Source organism: Acinetobacter sp. WCHAc060025 (assembly GCF_004209355.1).
GTDB classification, from domain to species: Bacteria; Pseudomonadota; Gammaproteobacteria; order Pseudomonadales; family Moraxellaceae; genus Acinetobacter; species Acinetobacter wuhouensis.
Genome location: NZ_SGSX01000006.1, coordinates 125,956 through 145,335, shown reverse-complemented (window position 1 = coordinate 145,335; position 19,380 = coordinate 125,956). Strand labels below are relative to the sequence as shown.

Below are 19,380 nucleotides of genomic sequence, written 5' to 3'. Positions count from 1 at the left end.
GAAAATTTTGTGTGCTCATAGATCCTGTACAAACACGACGTGATGGCAAGCAAATTTTCGATGTGATTTATTATCAGGAAGCTACATTTATGAAGAATGCGGATGATTAAACTCATCAATTGTCATCCACTTTATATTCTCAATTTCAGGATGTTGACTTAAAATCTCTGTTAATACTTGAATCAGTAAATCTAAATCTTCTGTAATATCAACATCTTTCCTAAACCATCTTTTTATAATAGGTGTATGTGGTTGGATATAAGCTAAAAAGCGATGCTCCCAATCTTCTTGAATACTCACACACAAATATATCGTCTTTTCTGGAAAATAAATTGCGATCTCATAGCCCCAATCTTCTGGGTAAATTATCGATTCTATAGCTAATTTATTCTGTAATTGTTGAAATATGAATTGTGCAATTTGTCGCGCTTGAGCTGTGCATTCATTTACTTCATTTTCATGTTGCTCAACATTATTTGAAAAGGACAAACTTTGAAATTCAACCACGGTTTTTAGCATATTTATTCCTTGTTTTATCGCTTAATATTCTCAATGTTTGCACTAGGTAAATTCACTTAAGACTTTATTGGCAAACCATTTTGGAAACAACTCAACCGCAGGATTTAATTTTAATACTTCTGCTTTTTCAATTTCTGCAATAAAAGACGCTTTTTCACCATAACTAGAATTATCAAAAATATAAGCGCGATCTGATGCTTCAATTGCAGACATGAGTAAATCCAAACTTCGATAATAACGCTCACGAATCTTTTGTTCAGGTACAGCATGCCCACCTGTATTGACCCGATAATGCACACGTCCAATATTAATTTCAGGATCTACTGTCGCAACATAATACAAATAAGTTTTAAAACCATGTTGCTGTGCTTCACGTAAAAACTCAACCTTGCTGATATGAGACATTACAGTTTCAAAGGTAAAACTAATTTTTAGACGTAAAAATTCAAAACGAATAAAATCAATAATACGTGCACATAAATATGAATCAATTTCCTGTATTTCAAAATGAATCAGGCTATCATCAATAATGTGTGGTTCAAGTGATAATAACGGAATGAATAACTGATCTTTTTTGCGCTTTTTTTGTTTCAGAAATGCAATGAGTGCTGTTGCTGATAAATCACGATGATAATCGTCCAAATCCAAATATTGCGTTGCATAAAGTTGTTTTTCTAACTCATCTGCATTTAAGTACGCCCCAATTTGATGGGGCGCTAAATATTCTTTAATGGTACTTTTACCTGATCCATTGGGACCAGCAAACATTCTTATTCTCGGTTGACGCATAGAACCTTATGCCATCACCTCTTGTTTTTTCTTACGTTTCAAAACACTACGCTTTAACTTTGGATCGACATAGGCATCTGAAAGATCTTTAACAATATGAATCTGACCATCCACTTGTTCTACGAGCTGTTGATTTTGAGCATAAGTTACTTTTACAGTTGAATGGGTCGCTTGCACAAAAGACTGTGCAAACGCATCTACAGCAAGCATCGGAATCGTTGCTTCCTCACGTAGTGTGGTTTTCATCACTGTAAATGTACTCATTATGTATATTCCAACTGTTTTTAAAGCTGTTCTCAACATATTATCATAAGTAGACAATTTGTCTATTTATTCAACGAATCAGTAATAAACTCATTATTTAACGAGAAAAAATGAGTTTCTGGCTTATTCAAAATTGTGAATAAAATAGCCTGAATTGTTATATAGATAAAATTGATTTAGAACTTCATCAAAAAACATAAAGTTAGTATCATGCGATGATGATAGACACAGTTATAATAGCGTAAATAATCAGGGAACCGTTATATATGTCTAATGATCTTGAAATTGATGTAATGCGTGAATCAGCATCATCCGTTGTGACTATTTTAAAATCTTTAGCCAATACAGATCGCTTACTCATTTTGTGTCATCTTGCTCAAGAAGAGCTGAATGTTTCACAAATCGAAGAAAAAACTCAAATCAATCAGCCGACATTATCCCAACAGCTCATGATGTTGCGTAAAAGTGATGCTGTGTCTACTCGCCGTGATGGAAAGCAAATTTATTATTCCATCAAGGATGAAAAAATGACGGTAGTACTGACCACTTTATATGACTTATATTGCCCTAAAGTTTAACTTTGAGATATTTTCATTCAGATTAAGCAACAGACTAAATTTATACTAAAAACAAATTGTTAACTCCTTAAAGGATTATTTTAGCTGTTTTCTTAGCATTTTTTCTGCATAATATATATGAAAATGTGATAACAAAGCACTCATGTCTGACTCCAAGATTCACCTCAGTAAAATTCTTCCTGCTTGGCAATGGCTTCAAGATTATTCAAAGCCAAAATTTCGAGCTGATTTACTCGCAGCATTAATTGTCATTGCCATGTTGGTTCCGCAAGGCATGGCGTATGCGATGGTTGCTGGCTTACCTCCTGTAACAGGCTTATATGCCAGTATTTTACCGATGATTGTGTATGCAATGGTGGGGGGAAGTCCGACACTTTCAATCGGTCCTGTTGCGCTGATTTCAATGATGACCTTTGCAACGCTTTCTCCCCTATACGAAGTTGGATCACCTGTTTATATTCAAGCTGCATGTCTTTTAGCACTTTTGGTCGGCATACTTTCGACCTTATTGGGTATTTTCCGTTTTGGTTTTCTGATTCGTTTAATCAGCCATCCTGTGATTAAAAGTTTTATTATTGCTTCTGCTGTATTAATCGCATTGAGTCAGGTTAAATTCCTCGTTGATGTGCCTTTAAAATCTGGAAATGTGGTTGAATTTCTACAAAGTACTTGGCAATACCTCAGTTTAACCAATCTTCAAACCTTGGTTTTTGGCTTATTCGCAATTCTATTTTTAATTTATGCATCAAAATTTTTAAATAGTGACTTATTTAAATCTTTTACGCATTCAATGCCTTTTTTTATCAAAGCGCTACCCTTGTTTTTGGTTTTTATTTCAATTGCTTTGGTACATTTTCTGCATATAGATCAATATGGGATTAAAACAGTTGGGGAAATTCCTTCTGGTTTTCCGCCTATTTCCATGCCGTTTTGGAGTTGGGACTTGGTGGTGCAGTTATTGCCAGGTGCAGCCATGATCACCATGGTCAGTTTTGTTGAATCTATTTCGATTGCGCAAGCCACCGCTTTTCAACAACGTAGTGAATTAAATAGTAATCAAGAACTCGTTGCGCTGGGTTTAGCCAATTTTAGTGCAGGAATTACGGCTTCCTTCCCTGTTACAGGCAGTTTATCTCGTACAGTCGTCAATGCAGATGCGGGAGCCAGAACACCGATGGCAGGTGTATTGTCCTCTATTTTCATTGTGATCGTTAGCTTATATTTCACAGGTGTTTTTAAAGAGCTCCCTTTGGCAATACTGGCAGCAACAATTATTGTTTCGATTTGGAAGTTGGTGGATTTTAAACCCTTTGTCGATTCGTGGCGCTATTCCAAAGCAGATGGAATCGCAATGTGGGTGACATTCTTTGGTGTTTTGTGTATCGATATTTCAACAGGTCTAATCATTGGTATTGTTTCGACGTTTCTATTACTATTATGGCGAATCAGTCGTCCACATATCGCCGTGATTGGTTTGGTTGAAGGTACACAACATTTCCGTAATATTTCACGTCATGATGTGTTAACCAGTACCAATATCGTATCGATTCGCATTGATGAAAACCTGACTTTTTTAAATGCCAATACACTCAAAGAATTTGTCATTTCAGAAGTGAGTAAACATCCAGATTTGCACCATGTCGTGATCAATTGTTCAAGTATTAGTAATATTGATTTGAGCGCCCTTGAAACCTTAGAAGAAATTAATAATGAGTTGAATAAACTCAATATTCTAACCCATCTTTCTGAAGTTAAAGGCCCTGTGATGGATCGCTTAAAACAATCGAACCTCATTGATGAGTTAAGCGGTAAAATTTATTTAACCCATTATCAAGCGATGCATGAGTTAGATGCACAAACATTCTGTTAATTTTAGATTGAATTTGCTTGATTAATAAGCAATATTAAAGCTTAATTTTCAAAAAACCTACATGTTTTTTAATATCTTAGTTTTTACAAAGCATTTGTATGATTTAAGTTATTCATTTTAGGTATAGAATAGTCAGCTTGTTCATTGATTTTAGACCAATTTAGGCAAAAAGGTTCAACATGTTTGCTGCCCTAGCACGTTTAAGTTTAGTCACACGTATTATTATTGCCATTATTCTTGGTTTTATAGTGGCGTTTGCATTTCCAAGTTCAGCTGAATATTTCAATATTTTAGGTGAATTATTCATTAAGGCGTTGAAATCTGTTGCGCCAATTTTGGTCTTTGTATTGGTACTTGCCTCTATTGCCAATTTTAAAGTCGGTAGTGGTGCGGGAAATTTAAAACCTATTTTGGGTTTATACACCATTGGAATGTTACTTGCTGCAATCAGTGCAGTGATCGCAAGTACGATATTTCCAAGTACATTGGTATTTACCCATGCCTCTGATGCGGCTTTGCAACCACCAGGTAGTGTAGCTGAAGTTTTAAAGAATTTACTCTTAAGCTTTATTACCAATCCTATTACAGCTTTACATGAAGCAAACTTCATTGGGATTTTAGCTTGGGCTGTTGGTTTGGGTGCTGCACTACGTCATGGTTCAGATACAACCAAACAAGTGATTACAGACGTTGCTGATGCAGTAAATTCAATCATTCGTATTGTGATTGCTTTTGCACCGATTGGTATTTTCGGTTTAGTTGTGGCAACTTTTGCACAAGCTGGACTCGATACTTTGAAAAATTACGCGCAATTGATTGCAGTTCTGGTTGGCACCATGTTCTTTGTGGCTTTGGTGATCAATCCATTGATCGTGGGTTTCGTCATGCGTAAAAACCCATACCCTTTGGTTTTAAAATGTTTAAGAGAAAGTGGTATTACCGCATTCTTCACTCGTAGTTCGGCTGCCAATATTCCAGTGAACTTAGACTTGGCTCGACGTCTAGGTGTCACTGAAACTACTGCCAACGTTGCGATTCCATTAGGTGCAACGATTAACATGGCAGGTGCGGCTGTTACAATTACGGTGCTTACCCTTGCTGCTGTACATACGTTAGGTATTCAAGTTGATGCTGTGACCATGATTATTTTATCCGTGGTTTCTGTAATTACAGCATGTGGTGCTTCTGGTGTTGCTGGTGGTTCATTATTATTGATTCCGATTGCTTGTGGTCTGTTTGGTATCCCTTCTGAAATTGCTATGCAAGTAGTTGCAATTGGTATGGTGATCAGTGTGCTTCAAGATTCAACTGAAACTGCATTGAACTCTTCTACTGACGTCTTATTTACAGCAGCGGTAGATCTTTCTAAAAAATAGTATATTGCGCTGTGAATAGTAAATGTTCTATTCACAGTCTCAAAAGTATATGAAAAATAGAAGTTACTATGCCTTTACAACATTTACCCGTCTGGATTCAACTTGGTGCTTTCATGCTTGCAGTTAATGCAGGCATGATTAATGTTTTAGGTTTAATCACCGTTTTACATCAATCTATCTCTCACATGACGGGGAATGCCAGTCTGCTTGCTCAAGCGCTGATTCATCAGCAGTTTGATATTGTTATTTATCTGACGCTGATTTTGCTCAGTTATATACTGGGTTCTAGTTATAGTGGTTTTATCTTGGGCAATAGTCATTTTGAGCTTGGGCGTCGTTATGGCGTACCGCTCAGTTTGGTCGGCATTTTTATTTTCCTATGTTGGTTATTTATTCCCAATTACCCGAAATATGCCCTACTTTGGGCAAGTGCTGCGATGGGAATGCAAAACGCGATGGTCAGCCATTATAAAGGCACGATTATTCGTACAACTCATCTTTCAGGTGTTTTAACTGACCTCGGATTGGCTTTGGGTTATTATTTCCGAGGATTCTCAAGTGAAAAACGCCGTGTCATACTACATTTGCTTATTCTTTTTGGATTTATTATCGGTGGAATGATTGCCACCATCATTCATCCTTATTTACAATTGAATGCATTTCTTATTCCCGCAGGCTTAAGTTTGAGTTTAAGTCTGGTGTATTGGTTCATTTATTTTCGACATGGTTCGAAACATCATTCATAGTTGGTTAAGTGTTATGGTCAAAAATGCATTGCAAGCACAGTTATTAAAAGCTGGCTTAGTTGACAATAAAAAGGCAAAAAAATTGTCAAAACAGGCTCAACATGAGCAACGCACTGGTCAAAGCAATGAAGCGGAACTGAAAGCAAAAATTGAGCAAGATAAACAAGAAAAAATCTCTAAAGATCAAGCGTTAAACCAAGAGAAGCAAAAGGTTTTAGATGAAAAAGCCTTAAAAGCATCGATCATTCAAATGATTGCACAGCATAAAATTAAAGATACGGATGGTGATGTTGTTTATCAATTTATTGATGGTACGATTAAAAAAGTTTATTTGAATCAACAAGTTTATAATGCATTAGTTTCAGGTAGCTTGGTGATTGCCAAAGAAAGTGATCATTATGCATTCTTACCAAAAGCTTTGGCAGAACGTATCAATGAGAAAATGACTGGCTTTATCATTAGCACCAATGCAGAGAAAAATGAACAAGTTACAGATGAAGAAGATCCATACGCAGCCTATGTCATTCCTGATGATTTAATGTGGTAAATCACCTTTAAAATCGTAACGACTTATTCAGCCAATTATTTTCGAATGATTGGCTTTTTTACGCCCGATTAAGAATATAAATACAATTGATAATTATTTAGTATTTCTTGTGATCTCCACAATATTTCTCCACAATTTTCGGTTAATCTTACGCGAAATTACATAAACGGAATTCTGCAACATGCACCGTACAAAACTTTACTGGGGTACGCTCAGCACATTAAGTATCGCTATCTTTGCGATAAATTCAGCAAGTTTTGCTGAAGATCTTATCGCTGAAACTCAACAACCAACCAATAATACTGCCGAACAACCACAACAATTAAAAACCATCGTAGTGACAGGTTCGAGTGCTCAACCCAAAGATCCAGATATCAGTGCTGTTGCAAAAACTATCGTAACACGTGATGAAATGCTGAAATATGGCGATCAATCAGTCAACGATGCGTTACGTCGTGCAGCAGGTTTCCAAATGCCGACGCCTGGACAAGGTCCACGTGGCGGTTCAGGTAGTATGCGTTTCCGTGGTGGTGGTGCGCCAATTTTCCTGATCAATGGTGAACCTGTACAAGGTGGTCCGCGTGGTGGCATGTCGGTCGTCGATTCAATCACCCCAGAAATGATTGAACGCATCGAAATCACCAAACAACCGAGTGTTGCACAAGCTTCAGTTGCCTCTTCTGCTGTGATTAACATCATCCTAAAAGAACCATTAGATGATGCACGAATTAGCGGTTCGGTAAAATTAGGCTACGGACTCACTGAATCAGATAAAAAAGAAGAAGAACGTAAGAATGTCAGTGTGCAAGCGGATGGACGAGATGGTGCATGGATTTATAGCGTATCGGCCAATCAAATGTGGAATGACTCAACCTCAACGACTGAGGTTGAAAATGCCAATGGTATTCGCCAACAAACTCGTAATACTGATCGTACCAGTACCATGTTTACACCACGTGTAGAATATCAATTGGATGATCAGCAAAAATTAGTGGCTGAAATTTTCTATCGTAATAATGAAACAGATGGCAATAGCGGCAATCAAATTCAAAATGATAAGAATGACAGTATCCGATTGAATACGCGTTATGAGCGTAAAGATAAAGGTGACTCAGACAAAGTTCGTTTTACTGTAGAAAAGCAGAATGAAACTGAGTCAACCAAGTCGAGCCAATATAGTTCTTATATTGATGAAACAGTAACAGAATATGGACTTGCCTACGACGGTGTGCGTAAGTTCGATGAAACAAAACAAGTTAAATTTGGCGTGGATTCTCGTTTTAATGAGCTTGAAAGTAATATTGCTGAAACTCTAGATGAACAACGTTATGCGCTTTATTTAGAAGGCAGTTGGAAATTCACACCGCGTCAAACGATTACTTTGGGGGCGCGTCAAGAGTGGTTGGATCGTTCAGGTTTGGTTGAATATACCGATCAAAATTTTAGCCCTGTACTTGCACACCGCTTTGATTTTACCGATACATGGTCATTACAAACCAATATCAGTCATGCCGTAAAAAGTCCAAATAGCAATAATTTAATGCCAACGGTATCCGTTTCGACCGATGCCGATGCAGGAACAATGAACAATCCAGATCGTGGTGGTAATCCAAACCTTTTGCCAGAAAAAATTACCGCATTTGAAACCACTTTAGGCTATAACATGGAGTCTGGCGGCGTAAATATCACAGCCTATCATCGTGATATTGATGACTATATTGAAAAAGTCATTCGCCTTGAAAATGGTCGCTATGTCGAACGCCCTTATAACCAAGATCAAGCCACAACCTATGGTGTAGAGCTTGCAGGTCGTTATGCATTAAAACAAACGGCAAAAGGTCACTCACTGATGTTAACAGGTCAAGTGTCTACAGTACGTGCCAAAATTGAAGATGCTGATCACAATGAACGCCTAGTCAGTGATGTAGCACCGTATACCGCAAGTACAGGGCTTTCTTACAACTATCAGCCGTGGCGTCTTGCGACCAGTATTAATGTCAACTATACCCCTGAATTTACACGTGCCTTAGATTATCTGCCTTATGACCGTACCAGTAATGAACGTGTCAATGTTGACATCAGTGCAACCAAGCGCTTTGATAAAGGTTGGGCTACAACGTTCAGTGCACGTAATATTTTAAGTACCGATTATAAAGAGCGCTTGAATCATCAGTCTGATGGTAGTTTGTACGAAGCACGTGTGAATGATGCGATTCCAAGCTTCCTATTTACAGTTGAAAAGAAATTTTGATTAAAAAATTAGAGTGCTTGTAAAAGTAATTTTTCAGTCTGACTTGATCAATATTGGTCGTTCCCTCTCCTTAGCAAGTTTTAAAGCACTGCTTTAAAATGAAGCGCAAGTGAGGGTTAGGGAGAGGTTTTCTTAAATAAAGCCTCTTTTCTAACCATGATGATCTATGAGAAAAACGCCCAAAGCAATCTTTATAGACCTTGCACTAAATATCACAGTTAAAATTAAAGATAAAAACATTAAAGATAAAAACTCAATACCACAAAACTCAATAGACTCACCGCTTCAACAATTTCAATACTCGCGCCCACGGTATCGCCTGTAATACCATCAATTCGTTGAACAAATTTATGGCGTAAATAGATTAAAGTGAGAATAAAAATAATCGCTGTCGCCAAACCAGTCCAGACAAAATAACCTGTCGCCAAAAGTGTCAGCGCAAAAACAATCATTGCCCATGTTTTGGGAATATATTGCGCAATAGAAGACCCTAAACCTTTTGCACGTACATATTCAGTCGTAAGGAATAAGAAGAGTGGTGCTAAACGCCCTAAAATCGGGAATAAAATTAAAGCCAAATAAAATTTTTTCTCTAAAAGTACATACAGTGCCGACCATTTTATTAAACAAAGAATGATTAGACTTAACACCCCAATCGGACCACATGCAGGGTCTTTCATAATGCTTAAAGTTCGTTCTTTGTCACCAAAACCACCAACCCATGCATCCGCAGTATCAGCCAAACCATCTAAATGCAAACCACCAGTTAACCAAATCCATAACACTAAAATCAATGTGCTAAGTAAAATAATTGGTAAAGTACTTAGAAAATAAACAGTTGCAAATAAAATCAGCCCTATCAATAAACCAATGATCGGATAGAACAATAAGGATTGCGCATTTTGTTGTGGACTAGGCATTGCCTTGAGTTGAATTGGAAACGTAGTTAAGAATTGCAATGCGATTAAAAAAGGTGTCATTTTTTATTCTCTATCCATTCCAATTGCATCGTTTCACTATCCAATATAAAGCGATTGAGCTGCCCTAATTCTGCCGACATTTTTAAAATATCATCTAAAGGTTGTTGCAAAGCCAGACATTTCAAAAGTTTAATCACTCCACCATGCGTCACAATCAAGGCATTTTGATGATTCTTTTGTTGCATTTCCAAACTAACATCTGTGATAGCCGTTAAAACTCGCTGTTGAAAATCTATCAATTTTTCTGCATTGGGTGGTGTAAATCGTGTTGGAAATTGCCAAAAATTTGCCAATAATTCAGGATTTTCATCATAGATTTGCTGTGTAGAAATTCCTTCCCAATCACCAAAATGCATTTCTTGTAAATGAGGATCTGTGATCAATCCTAAATCTAAAGCAGTTGCTAACTTTTCTGAAAATTTAAAACAGCGCTGTAAAGGCGAGGTAAATATGACGTTCCAAGGTTTATAAATTGAAGATTGATGATCAACAGTTGCATGCTGATCAATTGTCTGTTGCATTTGTTGCCAACCCAATTCAGTTAATTCATCATCCGTTGAACCACGTAATGTGTGACTTAACGTGGTTTCACCATGACGAAGTAAATCAATCCTCAATTTCATTTAGTTACCTTTGTTCACATGCAAATCGTGAATTGTTTTAAACCTTCTCACCAATCACCGCTGCTTCTGCAAAAGTCGCCATGTTGTTATGCAAACTACACGCCAATTTAATCACGCCCAATGCAGCTCCTGCACCACTGCCTTCACCCAGACGTAGATTCAGTTTTAATAATGGATCAGCATCCAACTCTTGCAACAAGCGTTGATGACCATATTCAGCAGATTGGTGTCCAAATAGCATCCATTGACGTACTTGTGGATTTATTTTTACCGCAAGTAATGCCGAAACAGTGCTAATAAACCCATCAACGATCATTGGCAAGCCACGTTGAGCACAGCGAATATAAGCGCCTGTCATTGCAGCAATTTCTAAACCACCTACGGCGCATAAGGCTTTAAAAGCATCATCCGCCACATAGTCTTGGTGAAGTTGAATTGCTTGCTGAATAATATCTTTCTTATGTGCCAATTGCTCTGCGCGAATCCCTGTGCCGACACCTGTTAATTTTTCAGCAGGCTCATTCAATAGAAAACAAGCGACTGCCGATGCAGAACAGGTATTACCAATACCCATTTCACCTGCAATATAAATCGAAGCGCCATTGACAATGGCTTTTTCTACACTATCATGACCAAGGTTCATGGCTTGAATACACTGTTCTTCAGTCATTGCTACCTGTTGTGCAAAGTTTGCTGTACCTTGCGCGATGCAGTGACGTTCAACACCAACATATTCATAAGCTTCACCCACTGAACCACAGTCAATCACTTGTAGTGTTGCATGATACTCTTTGGCAATTACGCTAATACAAGCACCGCCAGTGGCAAAGTTTTGTAGCATTTGCCGAGTCACCGCTTGCGGATAGGCTGAAATATTTTCAGCCATCACACCATGATCCCCTGCAAAAATTGTAATCCACGGCGCATCTACACTTGGCTTTACTTTGCCCTGTAAACCTGCCAATTGCACCGCAACGTTTTCTAAAACAGAAAGTGAACCTGTTGGTTTTGTCAGTTGTAATTGACGTTGTTCAGCCTGTTGTTGCATTTCAGTATTGGGAACTTGACATGCATCTAACCACCAATTCATTTTCTATTCCTATTCATTTTTACTTCAAAAATAATTTGTTCATAGCTGATCACAACGGATGTTACATTTATTGAAACAACAGTGTGAAAAGCCTGATATATTAACCTTTTAAGGTCATCGGGAAACCTGCAACACAAAACATGACTTTGTCCGAAATTTGCCCGAGCTGTTGGTGCAAACGACCTGACTCATCGACAAATTTACGGGTAATTTCACCCATCGGAACTACGCCTAGCCCAGTTTCATTGCTGACTAAAATAATCTCTGACTTTAATTTTGGCAAAACAGCTAACAGCTTCTGACATTCTGCCAATTGTAAATTTTGATCTTCATTCATCAATAAATTACTCATCCACAAGGTCAAACAATCCACTAGAATCACTTGCCCTGTTTCAGGTGCATTCTGATCGATGCGTTGTAAACATTCTGCTAAATATAGTGGTTCTTCAATCAGTTGCCATTCTTGCGGACGTTGAGCTTGATGATGATCAATTCGATCACGCATTTCATCATCCCAAACTTGCGCAGTCGCAACATAAGTCACTGACAAATCTGAATCTTTGGCAATTTTTTCTGCCAAACGACTTTTTCCAGAACGCGCTCCACCCAAGATTAATTGCAACATGAATGAATCTCCTGAGAATTTTCCCTATGATGTTGAATCAACGGAAACTGATGTAAGGTGATCAACTGACCTTGTAAAACGTTGGCTTGGTAAATACCAAAACTGAGTTGATCGATACTGATTTCAAAAGTTTTCGGTGGTATAGAATCAATTATTTTAAAAATTTCATCTGATTCAAACTCTTGTGAATACAGCCCCAGTGTAATATGTGGGCAATAATTGAGTGCAGCAATTTCTTGAGAAGACTTAGAAAATGAATTTCTAATTTTGCTTAGGCTATTTTCATTATCTTCTATTTCTAGAAATAAGGCACTACTGAAACTATTCAAGCGTCCAACTTTTAATTGGAATGGTTTAAGTTCAAGTACTTTTAAACGTTCCATTTGCTGTTGAAATTGTTGCTGTGAAAAATCATCGTCAAAATTTACTTGCGCTTCATTTTCAAGTAAAAAACCACAAATATATAAGGTGATATGAAACTGGCGGGTATTGGGTTGAAACAAATACGGCGCAAAATGTTGCCGAAGTTGAGTTAAATAATCTAATAATTCAGGATCTTGTATTTCCAAATACCACAATGCGTAACGCACTCTCCCTTTGTGCCATTCAGGATAATCATGTGCTTCCGTTGGAACTGTTAGACTGTGAGGTTGTAAAAACACCTGAAAATTCACATCGAATTCAATCGCATTATTAAACCATGTATTGAGATTTTTTTGATCTTGAATTGAATGAGCGTTGTACAATTAATCTTGAATTTTATTCACTGATGTTACGCACTTCAAAAGAACAACATTGTTTTCAAGTTTACTTGGCGGAGTCTTACATCAAAAGTTTTAATTTAGGGGTTAGCCTTCGGCTCGACCACACTTTTGTTTCGGCAAAATGAGAAGCGAAGCTTCGCAAGAAAACCACCTTGCGGAGCGTTGCTCCTCACCGCAAAACTCGTCCACTTTCGTCAAGATATTGAATAGATCGCAGAAACATATCTGATTAAAAGTAGTCTTGCCTCAGACACGTTGCAGATGACGTTATCGCGTATCCTATTTTATCGAGAAGCAGGAATATTTTTATGTTACTGCGTAACATTAGTTATTCAGTTTAAATCCTTATTCATACTTTCCAGTTTTTAATCTTAATACGACGAAATATCCTGAAAATAGAATAAAAATTCCGATCAGCATGTAATAAGGAAAAATCATATCGAATTGATATAAAGCTGTACTCAATAATGGGGCGACGACCAAACTTAAACCTTGAACCATAGTACAAAGTGCTGCAATTTTAGTTTGTAAATTCAACGCAACAGATTGCGCAGCACCTGTGGTAAAAGCAGGCATTAAACATGCCACTGCAATTCCATAAAAAATATAAGCACTTTGAAAAATGAGAATATTGGCACTGACAATAGAAATCCCTAAACCAAGCAACATGCTACTCAGCCCGACAAAAAGCAGTTGTTGTAATGACCATTTTAACCATTTAGAAATAGCGATTTGCATCATGACCAATGCGATTCCCACAATGAGTGAACATTGTGAAAAGTAAATCGCACTTTGTGGAATACTCAGTTGAAATTTATCTTGGATATAAAATCCAGCAGTTAAATTTAAAGTCACAATCGCGATATATAGACTAAATCCTAAAATCAACCAAATGATTGCTTTGTTTATGCTGTCTTGTTGAAGCTTAATCTGTTGTGAGTGTGCAACGACATTACCTTCTCGTTGTAAATAAGTCTCTTGTTTTTGATGAATCTTCTGCTGTTGTCCTGTGGTCGCTTGAACTGAGCCATCATGAATCTTAGCCTGATGATTAAACTGTTCTTTTGGATATAAACATACAATGATAATACTCATCAGCGCTAAAATTATCACCGCCAACCACATCGGAACGAGAATCCCCCATCCGATCAATAAAGTCGTGACCAATGGACCAAGAATTAAACCCACACTATTTAATGATCCAAATTTCGCCATCATTTGACTACGTTGTTTCTCCTCAGTACATGAGGTCATGACAAAACTTTGTAGTGCGATTTGTGGCATTGCCATAAAAATTCCTGTACTGGTTCGAGTCACTAAAAGTAAGCTGAATAGCAGACTCATCGCGATGCTATAAGTAACACCATAACTCAGCACAGCAGAAAATAATCCCCACGTGATGGTCATCCCAATAAAGCCGATACTGAGTAAATAGAATTGATTTTGCCAATGTGCTTTTTTTGAAATCCACATCGCAGTCAAACTCATCAATAAAGCACTGACTGAAACCAAAAGCCCTGCTTGAAACTCTGTCATGTGTAATTGGCGAATAAGTGGGGCAAGTAAAGGTAAAATCATTGAAAAGCTAACACCATTCGCCAGACTTGCAGATAATAAAATCCACAGTGTTTTATCATTATTTTTATTCATTTCATCTCAGTACATAGAAATATTAAACATAAATTTAAAAGTTAAAAACCGCGTTTAAAAATAAAGCCCCTTCCTAATATGAAAGAGGCTTTGAAAATTAATACTTCATGGTATATGTCAGACCATAAGTACGACCTTGCGCAGGCAAACTAGAAATTGCACCATATACCGTTGACACGGCTTGGCTATAAACCGATTTATAATCTTTATTCCAAACGTTATACACACCAAAACCTAAAGTCCCCAAACCGACTTTAGCATTGGTAATCACATCCATGGTGATAAAACCTTTGATTTCCGCAGGTGGACGTGTCGAGCCGTTGTCGATTGCATCTTGGCGTGCTTTATCTGTACCACCAATAGCAAGCGCTTGAACACGAAGCCCTAAACCATCATTGAACTGCCAGTCTGAATATACTGTCCCTTTTAACGGCGCTACACGAATCGCATCCAGTTCTTGCCATTTACCATTGCTATTTTTAAATTGTCCTGAAGTATAGGCAGCTGTCCCGCCGACTGTCCAATTTGGTGATACTGGATAAGCAATATTGGCTTCTGCCCCATAAACACGCTCATCAGTATCTAAGACTTCAATGGTGTAATTAGGTGCGCCAAATTTAAGACTTTTATCTGAATCATTATAAAACGCAGTTAAACCTGCATTAAACCCTTTAGGCGTTTGTATACGCCAACCCAACTCATAGTTATTCACTTTAATTGGATCAATCGTTTGGCTATTTACAACAAAGTTTGCAGGAACATCACGTAACATACGCTGTACGTCTGGCAAGTTTGAACCTTGTGAGAAGTTTGCAAAGACTTGTTGAGCATCTGTCAGATGATAAACCGCTCCGATATTAAATAATGTCGCATCATGTTTTACCGTGCCACCATTTAAAGATTTGGCTTGATAATCGGCAACATCATGAGCAATGATCGCTTCTGTATAAGGTACTGAACTCGATACATCACTCTCTACTCGTTCATGACGTATTCCTGCTTGTAAACCAATACGATCCGTCAAATCATAGTGACTTTGGATAAATGCACCCAATTTACTGGTTTCAACATCGGGACCAAAACCATAACGCTGTTGCGGTTTAAATTTAAGACCATTACTTGCCATAAAAGTGGCTAAATCATAGCGTTGAATATTTTGTCGATCTTGTTCATTTTCATAATCAAGACCATAAGTCAGTCCAAGTTTTCGACCTTGCAAATCAAAGTCTTTTTGAAGTGCTAAACGTGCTCCCCAAACATCAATATCCGTATCAGATTGATATACCAAGTAGTTATTCTTACTATCTTTTGGTAATGCGCTATGCGCAATTGGGTTTACAGCAGGATACCAACGAGCCTGTTCATTACGATAATACGCTTCTGCATTTAAAATTTGAGTGAAGAAATCATCATTTTGATATTGGGTATTGAAACTATAACGCTCTGTCTGTGGTTGGGTATCGAGTTGCAAACCTTTCACAGCTTTTTGACTTGGTGCTGCACCAAATAGTACTGCTAAATTTTTACCATAATCTGGACCATAGTCACTGTCTTGTTCGTCATTGTAATACTGCGCTCCAAAACTTAAGCTCTGACCATCTGCAATTTTCCACGTTAAACGACCATTGACATCGATCGTATCGGTATCTTGACGATCTGTTTGTGCAACTTCAGGGCCTATTCGGTCACCATGACTGTCTTGAATTTCACCACGTTTGGCGTAACCTACACCCAAAGAACCTTTTAAAGCGCCTTGATTGAATGAAACCGACTGTGACGCTTCATACGCCATTGCATCACTTTTAAAATTATCACCTGAGGTTACACCAAGTTTAGTTTCAAAACTTAAAGGTTCTTCGCCACCATTCTTGGTAATAATATTGATGATTCCACCTGTCGCCCCTGAACCATAAATACTACTTGCTCCTGACACCACCTCGATACGTTCAATCATGGTCGGACTAATACTATTGAGCTGTCTTGAGCCATCGCGATAGCCAGTTTGGGGTACACCATCAATCATATATTGCACCACACGACCACGCATGCTCATGCCATAGTTTGACGTTGTCCCACTGCTTGGGGTTAATGACGGCACCAATAAACCTAAAATATCTGCGGTACTTTTACCTGCATTGGCTTGTTTTTCAATTTGTGTACGGTCAATGCTGTATACCGTCCCTGCAATATCAGCAATGCTTTGTGCAGATCGAGTCGCTGTCACCACAATCGGCGCAAGTTGAGTCACTGAATTTTCAGTATGACTACTTGAATTAGCTGTTGAGTCCTGAGCATAGAGTTGTGTGCAAATCGCCAAACTTAAGCAAGTTACTTGGAATTGAATTGATATTTTTTTCATTACGAATGCCCCATTTATTTATGGATTTAGAGTTTTTTGTGATTTGAAAATAATGATTTGTGAAAGCACCACACTCAGCACAGATACCAGTGCAAGAACGATATAGAACTTTCCATAACCAAACGATTGCGCAAGAAAGCCTGATGTCGCACCGCCAATGAAATAGACCAATAATTCAAAGCAAACAAGAATGGTAAAATCCGTACCCGCTTGTTCCTTAGAACTACTTTGCATGAAATGGGCATAGAGCGAAGTCATCGCGATATAGCGTATGGCAAGGAATGCAATAACAAAGACGCCCAATAATAAGTGCCATTGATTCAGCCATCCGAAGATGATCGCCATGCCCAATAATCCATAGACCACGGTTCTACACCAACCAGCCCAGACCAGTAATTGTGTTGCTTTGAGTTTTTTAAGGAGAAATGCTGCAGACACCGCAGCCAGTAAACCTACACCTGCTCCAACAACCGACATCAATACGCCAATCTGTGACAGTGACCATTTTTGATCAATCAACATTGGATTGAGCATTGCCATTGCAGGTGCTTCAACAAAGCGATAACAAATAATCAGCAATAATGCCCAACGAATTTCAGGTCGTTTAAATGCTCGGATTAAACTCGGTGGTGTTTTGGCTATTTGAACATCTGCTTTTTCTTGAATCCTAAATACTGCAAACATGGTCAATGCTGTCATCGTGGCGAGACAAGTCAGCGCAATTCGCCAGCCATGATATTGGTATAACCACAAAGTCACAGCTCCACCCACCATACTTCCAAGCGCAACACCAATACTTTGTGCCATACTCCCCAAGCGATAATCAGACTCAGAAAAAGCTTCGACGGTATAACCATCAATGGCGATATCTTGTGTAGCAGCAAAAGTAGAAATCCATAACCCAATCACAATGAAGACTGTGAAACCATAGGAGAATTGGGTAAATGCCAGTGCTAAAACACCGATCACTAAAGCAATTTGAGTGAATAGCAACCATGTTTTGCGCTTACCTAATTTTTTAAGATAAAAACGATCAATCAGTGGTGCCCAAAAGAATTTAAATGCCCAAGGAATATAAAGCAGTGACAACATCCCAATCCAACGGAGATCCACACCTTGATGTCTTAGAATCGCGGGTAAAGCTACATTATAAAAATACAATGGTAAGGCATGTGCCAAATAAAGAATGACGACAACCGTCAGGCTCATTTTTGAAAGTTGGGTGACTGAAACAGCCGTATGATTCGAATTTATTTTTTGCATGACCATCGCCCCATTGCCCATTGCAAAGCATCTGCGTGATCTAAAGTGACATAATAAGGAACACGCCAAGCAGCATTTAATGCAGGTGTATTTAAACGTTCACGATCTGCTTCATCTTGCGCTAAACGGACTAAACCGATGCAATATTTAAAAAAATCGCTTTTAAATTTCTTATACCAAGTCGCTTGCAATGCTCGATATTGCTCAGGAAATGTTGTTTCAACATCCGTTTGCATCACTAAAACAAAATCTTGTTTTTGTACAATCAATGTTTCGACTTGAGTGAGCCACAGTTGAAATTCCTCGATAGATACATTTCCTGAAAATTGCATGTCGATGATTTGAATATGGGTTGAACGATAGCTCATAAACTTGTTTCAACCTGCTTCGTAGTATCACGTTCATGTTGAGTTTGTTTAGCGCCACCTTTTTGAACTGTGTCTAAATATTTTGTAGATTCAATTAAATAGTGACCAAACTTGGCATAAAAAGTATCTCGGAAGCAGTAATAGAGCATGGCATCTTTTTCAGGCATCGGGATAATGCCCTGTGCTTCATAGCAAAGTTCTTCAACCACAGCAGCATAAGGTTTTACTTTAGAATCAGGCTCTCCTACGATTTTGAGAGACCCTGCATTTTCAAAAATATAGAAACTTAATAAGCGCATCACAGCACGAAGATAACCTTTGCCAAAAGCTGATTTTTCCCCAAAAAGTAAATGCCAACCTAGATCTAATTCATGTCCATCGTAATAGCGCCCTAAGCGATCACGCTTGCCCTCATAAATTTCGGTATATCCCACATCTTGACCATCTACACCGACAATCAAAATACGATGATGATCATCTGAAAGCATTTTTTCGTAATAGACTTTCAAATCAGTTTCAGATTTGTTTAATTGCCATTGTGGAATCACATGGGGTTCATGCATCCAACGATGTACCATTGCCATATCTTCAGGATATTGCATTTGACGCAAATAGAATTGCGTCTCATTCTCATAGTATTCATAAAAATCTGGCAGTTGCTGTGATAATGTTTTCATCATCTGTCCTTATTTCAATCTAGAATTTATTTAAATCACTT

At 38.0% G+C, this 19,380-nt stretch carries 19 protein-coding genes; 6 read left to right on the top strand and 13 right to left on the bottom strand.

What is annotated here, in order from left to right:
- Nucleotides 1–87: 87 nt before the first annotated feature.
- Genes EXE09_RS06915 through EXE09_RS06905 form a run of 3 tightly spaced genes read right to left on the bottom strand, consistent with a single transcriptional unit; the run spans nt 88 to nt 1,572 of the window.
- On the bottom strand, nt 88–519 hold the full coding sequence (locus EXE09_RS06915; protein WP_130116786.1) for a hypothetical protein: 432 nt from the start codon (nt 517–519) through the stop codon (nt 88–90).
- A gap of 42 nt (nt 520–561) precedes the next feature.
- Nucleotides 562–1,308: a zeta toxin gene (locus tag EXE09_RS06910; protein ID WP_130116785.1), complete on the bottom strand. Its 747-nt coding sequence runs from the start codon at nt 1,306–1,308 to the stop codon at nt 562–564.
- Between the two features lie 6 nt (nt 1,309–1,314).
- Nucleotides 1,315–1,572 carry a hypothetical protein gene (locus EXE09_RS06905; RefSeq protein ID WP_130112219.1) on the bottom strand — a complete coding sequence of 86 codons (258 nt, stop codon included), beginning with the start codon at nt 1,570–1,572 and terminating at the stop codon, nt 1,315–1,317.
- A 266-nt stretch (nt 1,573–1,838) separates the two neighbouring features.
- Between EXE09_RS06905 and EXE09_RS06900 the strand changes: the two genes are divergently transcribed.
- From EXE09_RS06900 to EXE09_RS06875, 6 genes are all read left to right on the top strand, one after another.
- Nucleotides 1,839–2,150: an ArsR/SmtB family transcription factor gene (locus tag EXE09_RS06900; RefSeq protein WP_068975906.1), complete on the top strand. Its 312-nt coding sequence runs from the start codon at nt 1,839–1,841 to the stop codon at nt 2,148–2,150.
- 142 nt (nt 2,151–2,292) lie between these two features.
- Nucleotides 2,293–4,020 (top strand): SulP family inorganic anion transporter, encoded by a 1,728-nt coding sequence (locus EXE09_RS06895; protein WP_130116784.1) that lies wholly within the window; start codon nt 2,293–2,295, stop codon nt 4,018–4,020.
- A gap of 179 nt (nt 4,021–4,199) precedes the next feature.
- A complete protein-coding gene (sstT, locus tag EXE09_RS06890) occupies nt 4,200–5,396 on the top strand; it encodes a serine/threonine transporter SstT (RefSeq protein WP_130116783.1) in 1,197 nt (398 codons plus the stop codon).
- Nucleotides 5,397–5,464: 68 nt separating this feature from the next.
- On the top strand, nt 5,465–6,142 hold the full coding sequence (locus tag EXE09_RS06885; RefSeq protein ID WP_130116782.1) for a YoaK family protein: 678 nt from the start codon (nt 5,465–5,467) through the stop codon (nt 6,140–6,142).
- Between the two features lie 13 nt (nt 6,143–6,155).
- On the top strand, nt 6,156–6,689 hold the full coding sequence (locus EXE09_RS06880; protein WP_130116781.1) for a DUF2058 domain-containing protein: 534 nt from the start codon (nt 6,156–6,158) through the stop codon (nt 6,687–6,689).
- 181 nt (nt 6,690–6,870) lie between these two features.
- Nucleotides 6,871–8,940 carry a TonB-dependent receptor plug domain-containing protein gene (locus EXE09_RS06875; protein WP_130116780.1) on the top strand — a complete coding sequence of 690 codons (2,070 nt, stop codon included), beginning with the start codon at nt 6,871–6,873 and terminating at the stop codon, nt 8,938–8,940.
- Nucleotides 8,941–9,179: 239 nt separating this feature from the next.
- On the opposite strand, the gene EXE09_RS06870 is transcribed toward EXE09_RS06875, so the two are convergent.
- From EXE09_RS06870 to EXE09_RS06825, 10 genes are all read right to left on the bottom strand, one after another.
- Nucleotides 9,180–9,920 (bottom strand): adenosylcobinamide-GDP ribazoletransferase, encoded by a 741-nt coding sequence (locus EXE09_RS06870; protein ID WP_130116779.1) that lies wholly within the window; start codon nt 9,918–9,920, stop codon nt 9,180–9,182.
- Nucleotides 9,917–10,543, bottom strand: a complete 627-nt coding sequence (locus EXE09_RS06865) for a histidine phosphatase family protein (protein ID WP_130116778.1) — start codon at nt 10,541–10,543, stop codon at nt 9,917–9,919. Before EXE09_RS06865 ends, EXE09_RS06870 begins: the two co-directional genes overlap by 4 nt.
- A 37-nt stretch (nt 10,544–10,580) precedes the next feature.
- On the bottom strand, nt 10,581–11,633 hold the full coding sequence (cobT, locus tag EXE09_RS06860; RefSeq protein ID WP_130116777.1) for a nicotinate-nucleotide--dimethylbenzimidazole phosphoribosyltransferase: 1,053 nt from the start codon (nt 11,631–11,633) through the stop codon (nt 10,581–10,583).
- Nucleotides 11,634–11,733: 100 nt separating this feature from the next.
- Nucleotides 11,734–12,258 (bottom strand): bifunctional adenosylcobinamide kinase/adenosylcobinamide-phosphate guanylyltransferase, encoded by a 525-nt coding sequence (gene cobU / locus EXE09_RS06855; protein ID WP_087551915.1) that lies wholly within the window; start codon nt 12,256–12,258, stop codon nt 11,734–11,736.
- Nucleotides 12,246–12,920: a 2'-5' RNA ligase family protein gene (locus EXE09_RS06850; protein ID WP_130116776.1), complete on the bottom strand. Its 675-nt coding sequence runs from the start codon at nt 12,918–12,920 to the stop codon at nt 12,246–12,248. The genes cobU and EXE09_RS06850 overlap by 13 nt, the downstream gene beginning before the upstream one ends.
- Nucleotides 12,921–13,367: 447 nt before the next feature.
- Nucleotides 13,368–14,672: an MFS transporter gene (locus tag EXE09_RS06845; RefSeq protein WP_130116775.1), complete on the bottom strand. Its 1,305-nt coding sequence runs from the start codon at nt 14,670–14,672 to the stop codon at nt 13,368–13,370.
- Nucleotides 14,673–14,769: 97 nt separating this feature from the next.
- Nucleotides 14,770–17,031 carry a TonB-dependent receptor gene (locus tag EXE09_RS06840; protein ID WP_130116774.1) on the bottom strand — a complete coding sequence of 754 codons (2,262 nt, stop codon included), beginning with the start codon at nt 17,029–17,031 and terminating at the stop codon, nt 14,770–14,772.
- Nucleotides 17,032–17,049: 18 nt separating this feature from the next.
- Entirely contained in the window at nt 17,050–18,294 is a 1,245-nt protein-coding gene (locus EXE09_RS06835) for an MFS transporter (RefSeq protein WP_130116773.1), read from the bottom strand.
- Nucleotides 18,282–18,662: a hypothetical protein gene (locus EXE09_RS06830; RefSeq protein ID WP_130116772.1), complete on the bottom strand. Its 381-nt coding sequence runs from the start codon at nt 18,660–18,662 to the stop codon at nt 18,282–18,284. Before EXE09_RS06830 ends, EXE09_RS06835 begins: the two co-directional genes overlap by 13 nt.
- A complete protein-coding gene (locus EXE09_RS06825; protein ID WP_130116771.1) occupies nt 18,659–19,339 on the bottom strand; it encodes a GNAT family N-acetyltransferase in 681 nt (226 codons plus the stop codon). The genes EXE09_RS06830 and EXE09_RS06825 overlap by 4 nt, the downstream gene beginning before the upstream one ends.
- Between the last annotated feature and the right edge of the window lie 41 nt (nt 19,340–19,380).

Coding starts and splice junctions, on each gene's coding strand:
- EXE09_RS06915 (WP_130116786.1), bottom strand. CDS start 519: ATGCTAAAAACCGTGGTTGAATTTCAAAGTTTGTCCTTTTCAAATAAT.
- EXE09_RS06910 (WP_130116785.1), bottom strand. CDS start 1,308: ATGCGTCAACCGAGAATAAGAATGTTTGCTGGTCCCAATGGATCAGGT.
- EXE09_RS06905 (WP_130112219.1), bottom strand. CDS start 1,572: ATGAGTACATTTACAGTGATGAAAACCACACTACGTGAGGAAGCAACG.
- EXE09_RS06900 (WP_068975906.1), top strand. CDS start 1,839: ATGTCTAATGATCTTGAAATTGATGTAATGCGTGAATCAGCATCATCC.
- EXE09_RS06895 (WP_130116784.1), top strand. CDS start 2,293: ATGTCTGACTCCAAGATTCACCTCAGTAAAATTCTTCCTGCTTGGCAA.
- sstT (WP_130116783.1), top strand. CDS start 4,200: ATGTTTGCTGCCCTAGCACGTTTAAGTTTAGTCACACGTATTATTATT.
- EXE09_RS06885 (WP_130116782.1), top strand. CDS start 5,465: ATGCCTTTACAACATTTACCCGTCTGGATTCAACTTGGTGCTTTCATG.
- EXE09_RS06880 (WP_130116781.1), top strand. CDS start 6,156: ATGGTCAAAAATGCATTGCAAGCACAGTTATTAAAAGCTGGCTTAGTT.
- EXE09_RS06875 (WP_130116780.1), top strand. CDS start 6,871: ATGCACCGTACAAAACTTTACTGGGGTACGCTCAGCACATTAAGTATC.
- EXE09_RS06870 (WP_130116779.1), bottom strand. CDS start 9,920: ATGACACCTTTTTTAATCGCATTGCAATTCTTAACTACGTTTCCAATT.
- EXE09_RS06865 (WP_130116778.1), bottom strand. CDS start 10,543: ATGAAATTGAGGATTGATTTACTTCGTCATGGTGAAACCACGTTAAGT.
- cobT (WP_130116777.1), bottom strand. CDS start 11,633: ATGAATTGGTGGTTAGATGCATGTCAAGTTCCCAATACTGAAATGCAA.
- cobU (WP_087551915.1), bottom strand. CDS start 12,258: ATGTTGCAATTAATCTTGGGTGGAGCGCGTTCTGGAAAAAGTCGTTTG.
- EXE09_RS06845 (WP_130116775.1), bottom strand. CDS start 14,672: ATGAATAAAAATAATGATAAAACACTGTGGATTTTATTATCTGCAAGT.
- EXE09_RS06840 (WP_130116774.1), bottom strand. CDS start 17,031: ATGAAAAAAATATCAATTCAATTCCAAGTAACTTGCTTAAGTTTGGCG.
- EXE09_RS06835 (WP_130116773.1), bottom strand. CDS start 18,294: ATGCAAAAAATAAATTCGAATCATACGGCTGTTTCAGTCACCCAACTT.
- EXE09_RS06830 (WP_130116772.1), bottom strand. CDS start 18,662: ATGAGCTATCGTTCAACCCATATTCAAATCATCGACATGCAATTTTCA.
- EXE09_RS06825 (WP_130116771.1), bottom strand. CDS start 19,339: ATGAAAACATTATCACAGCAACTGCCAGATTTTTATGAATACTATGAG.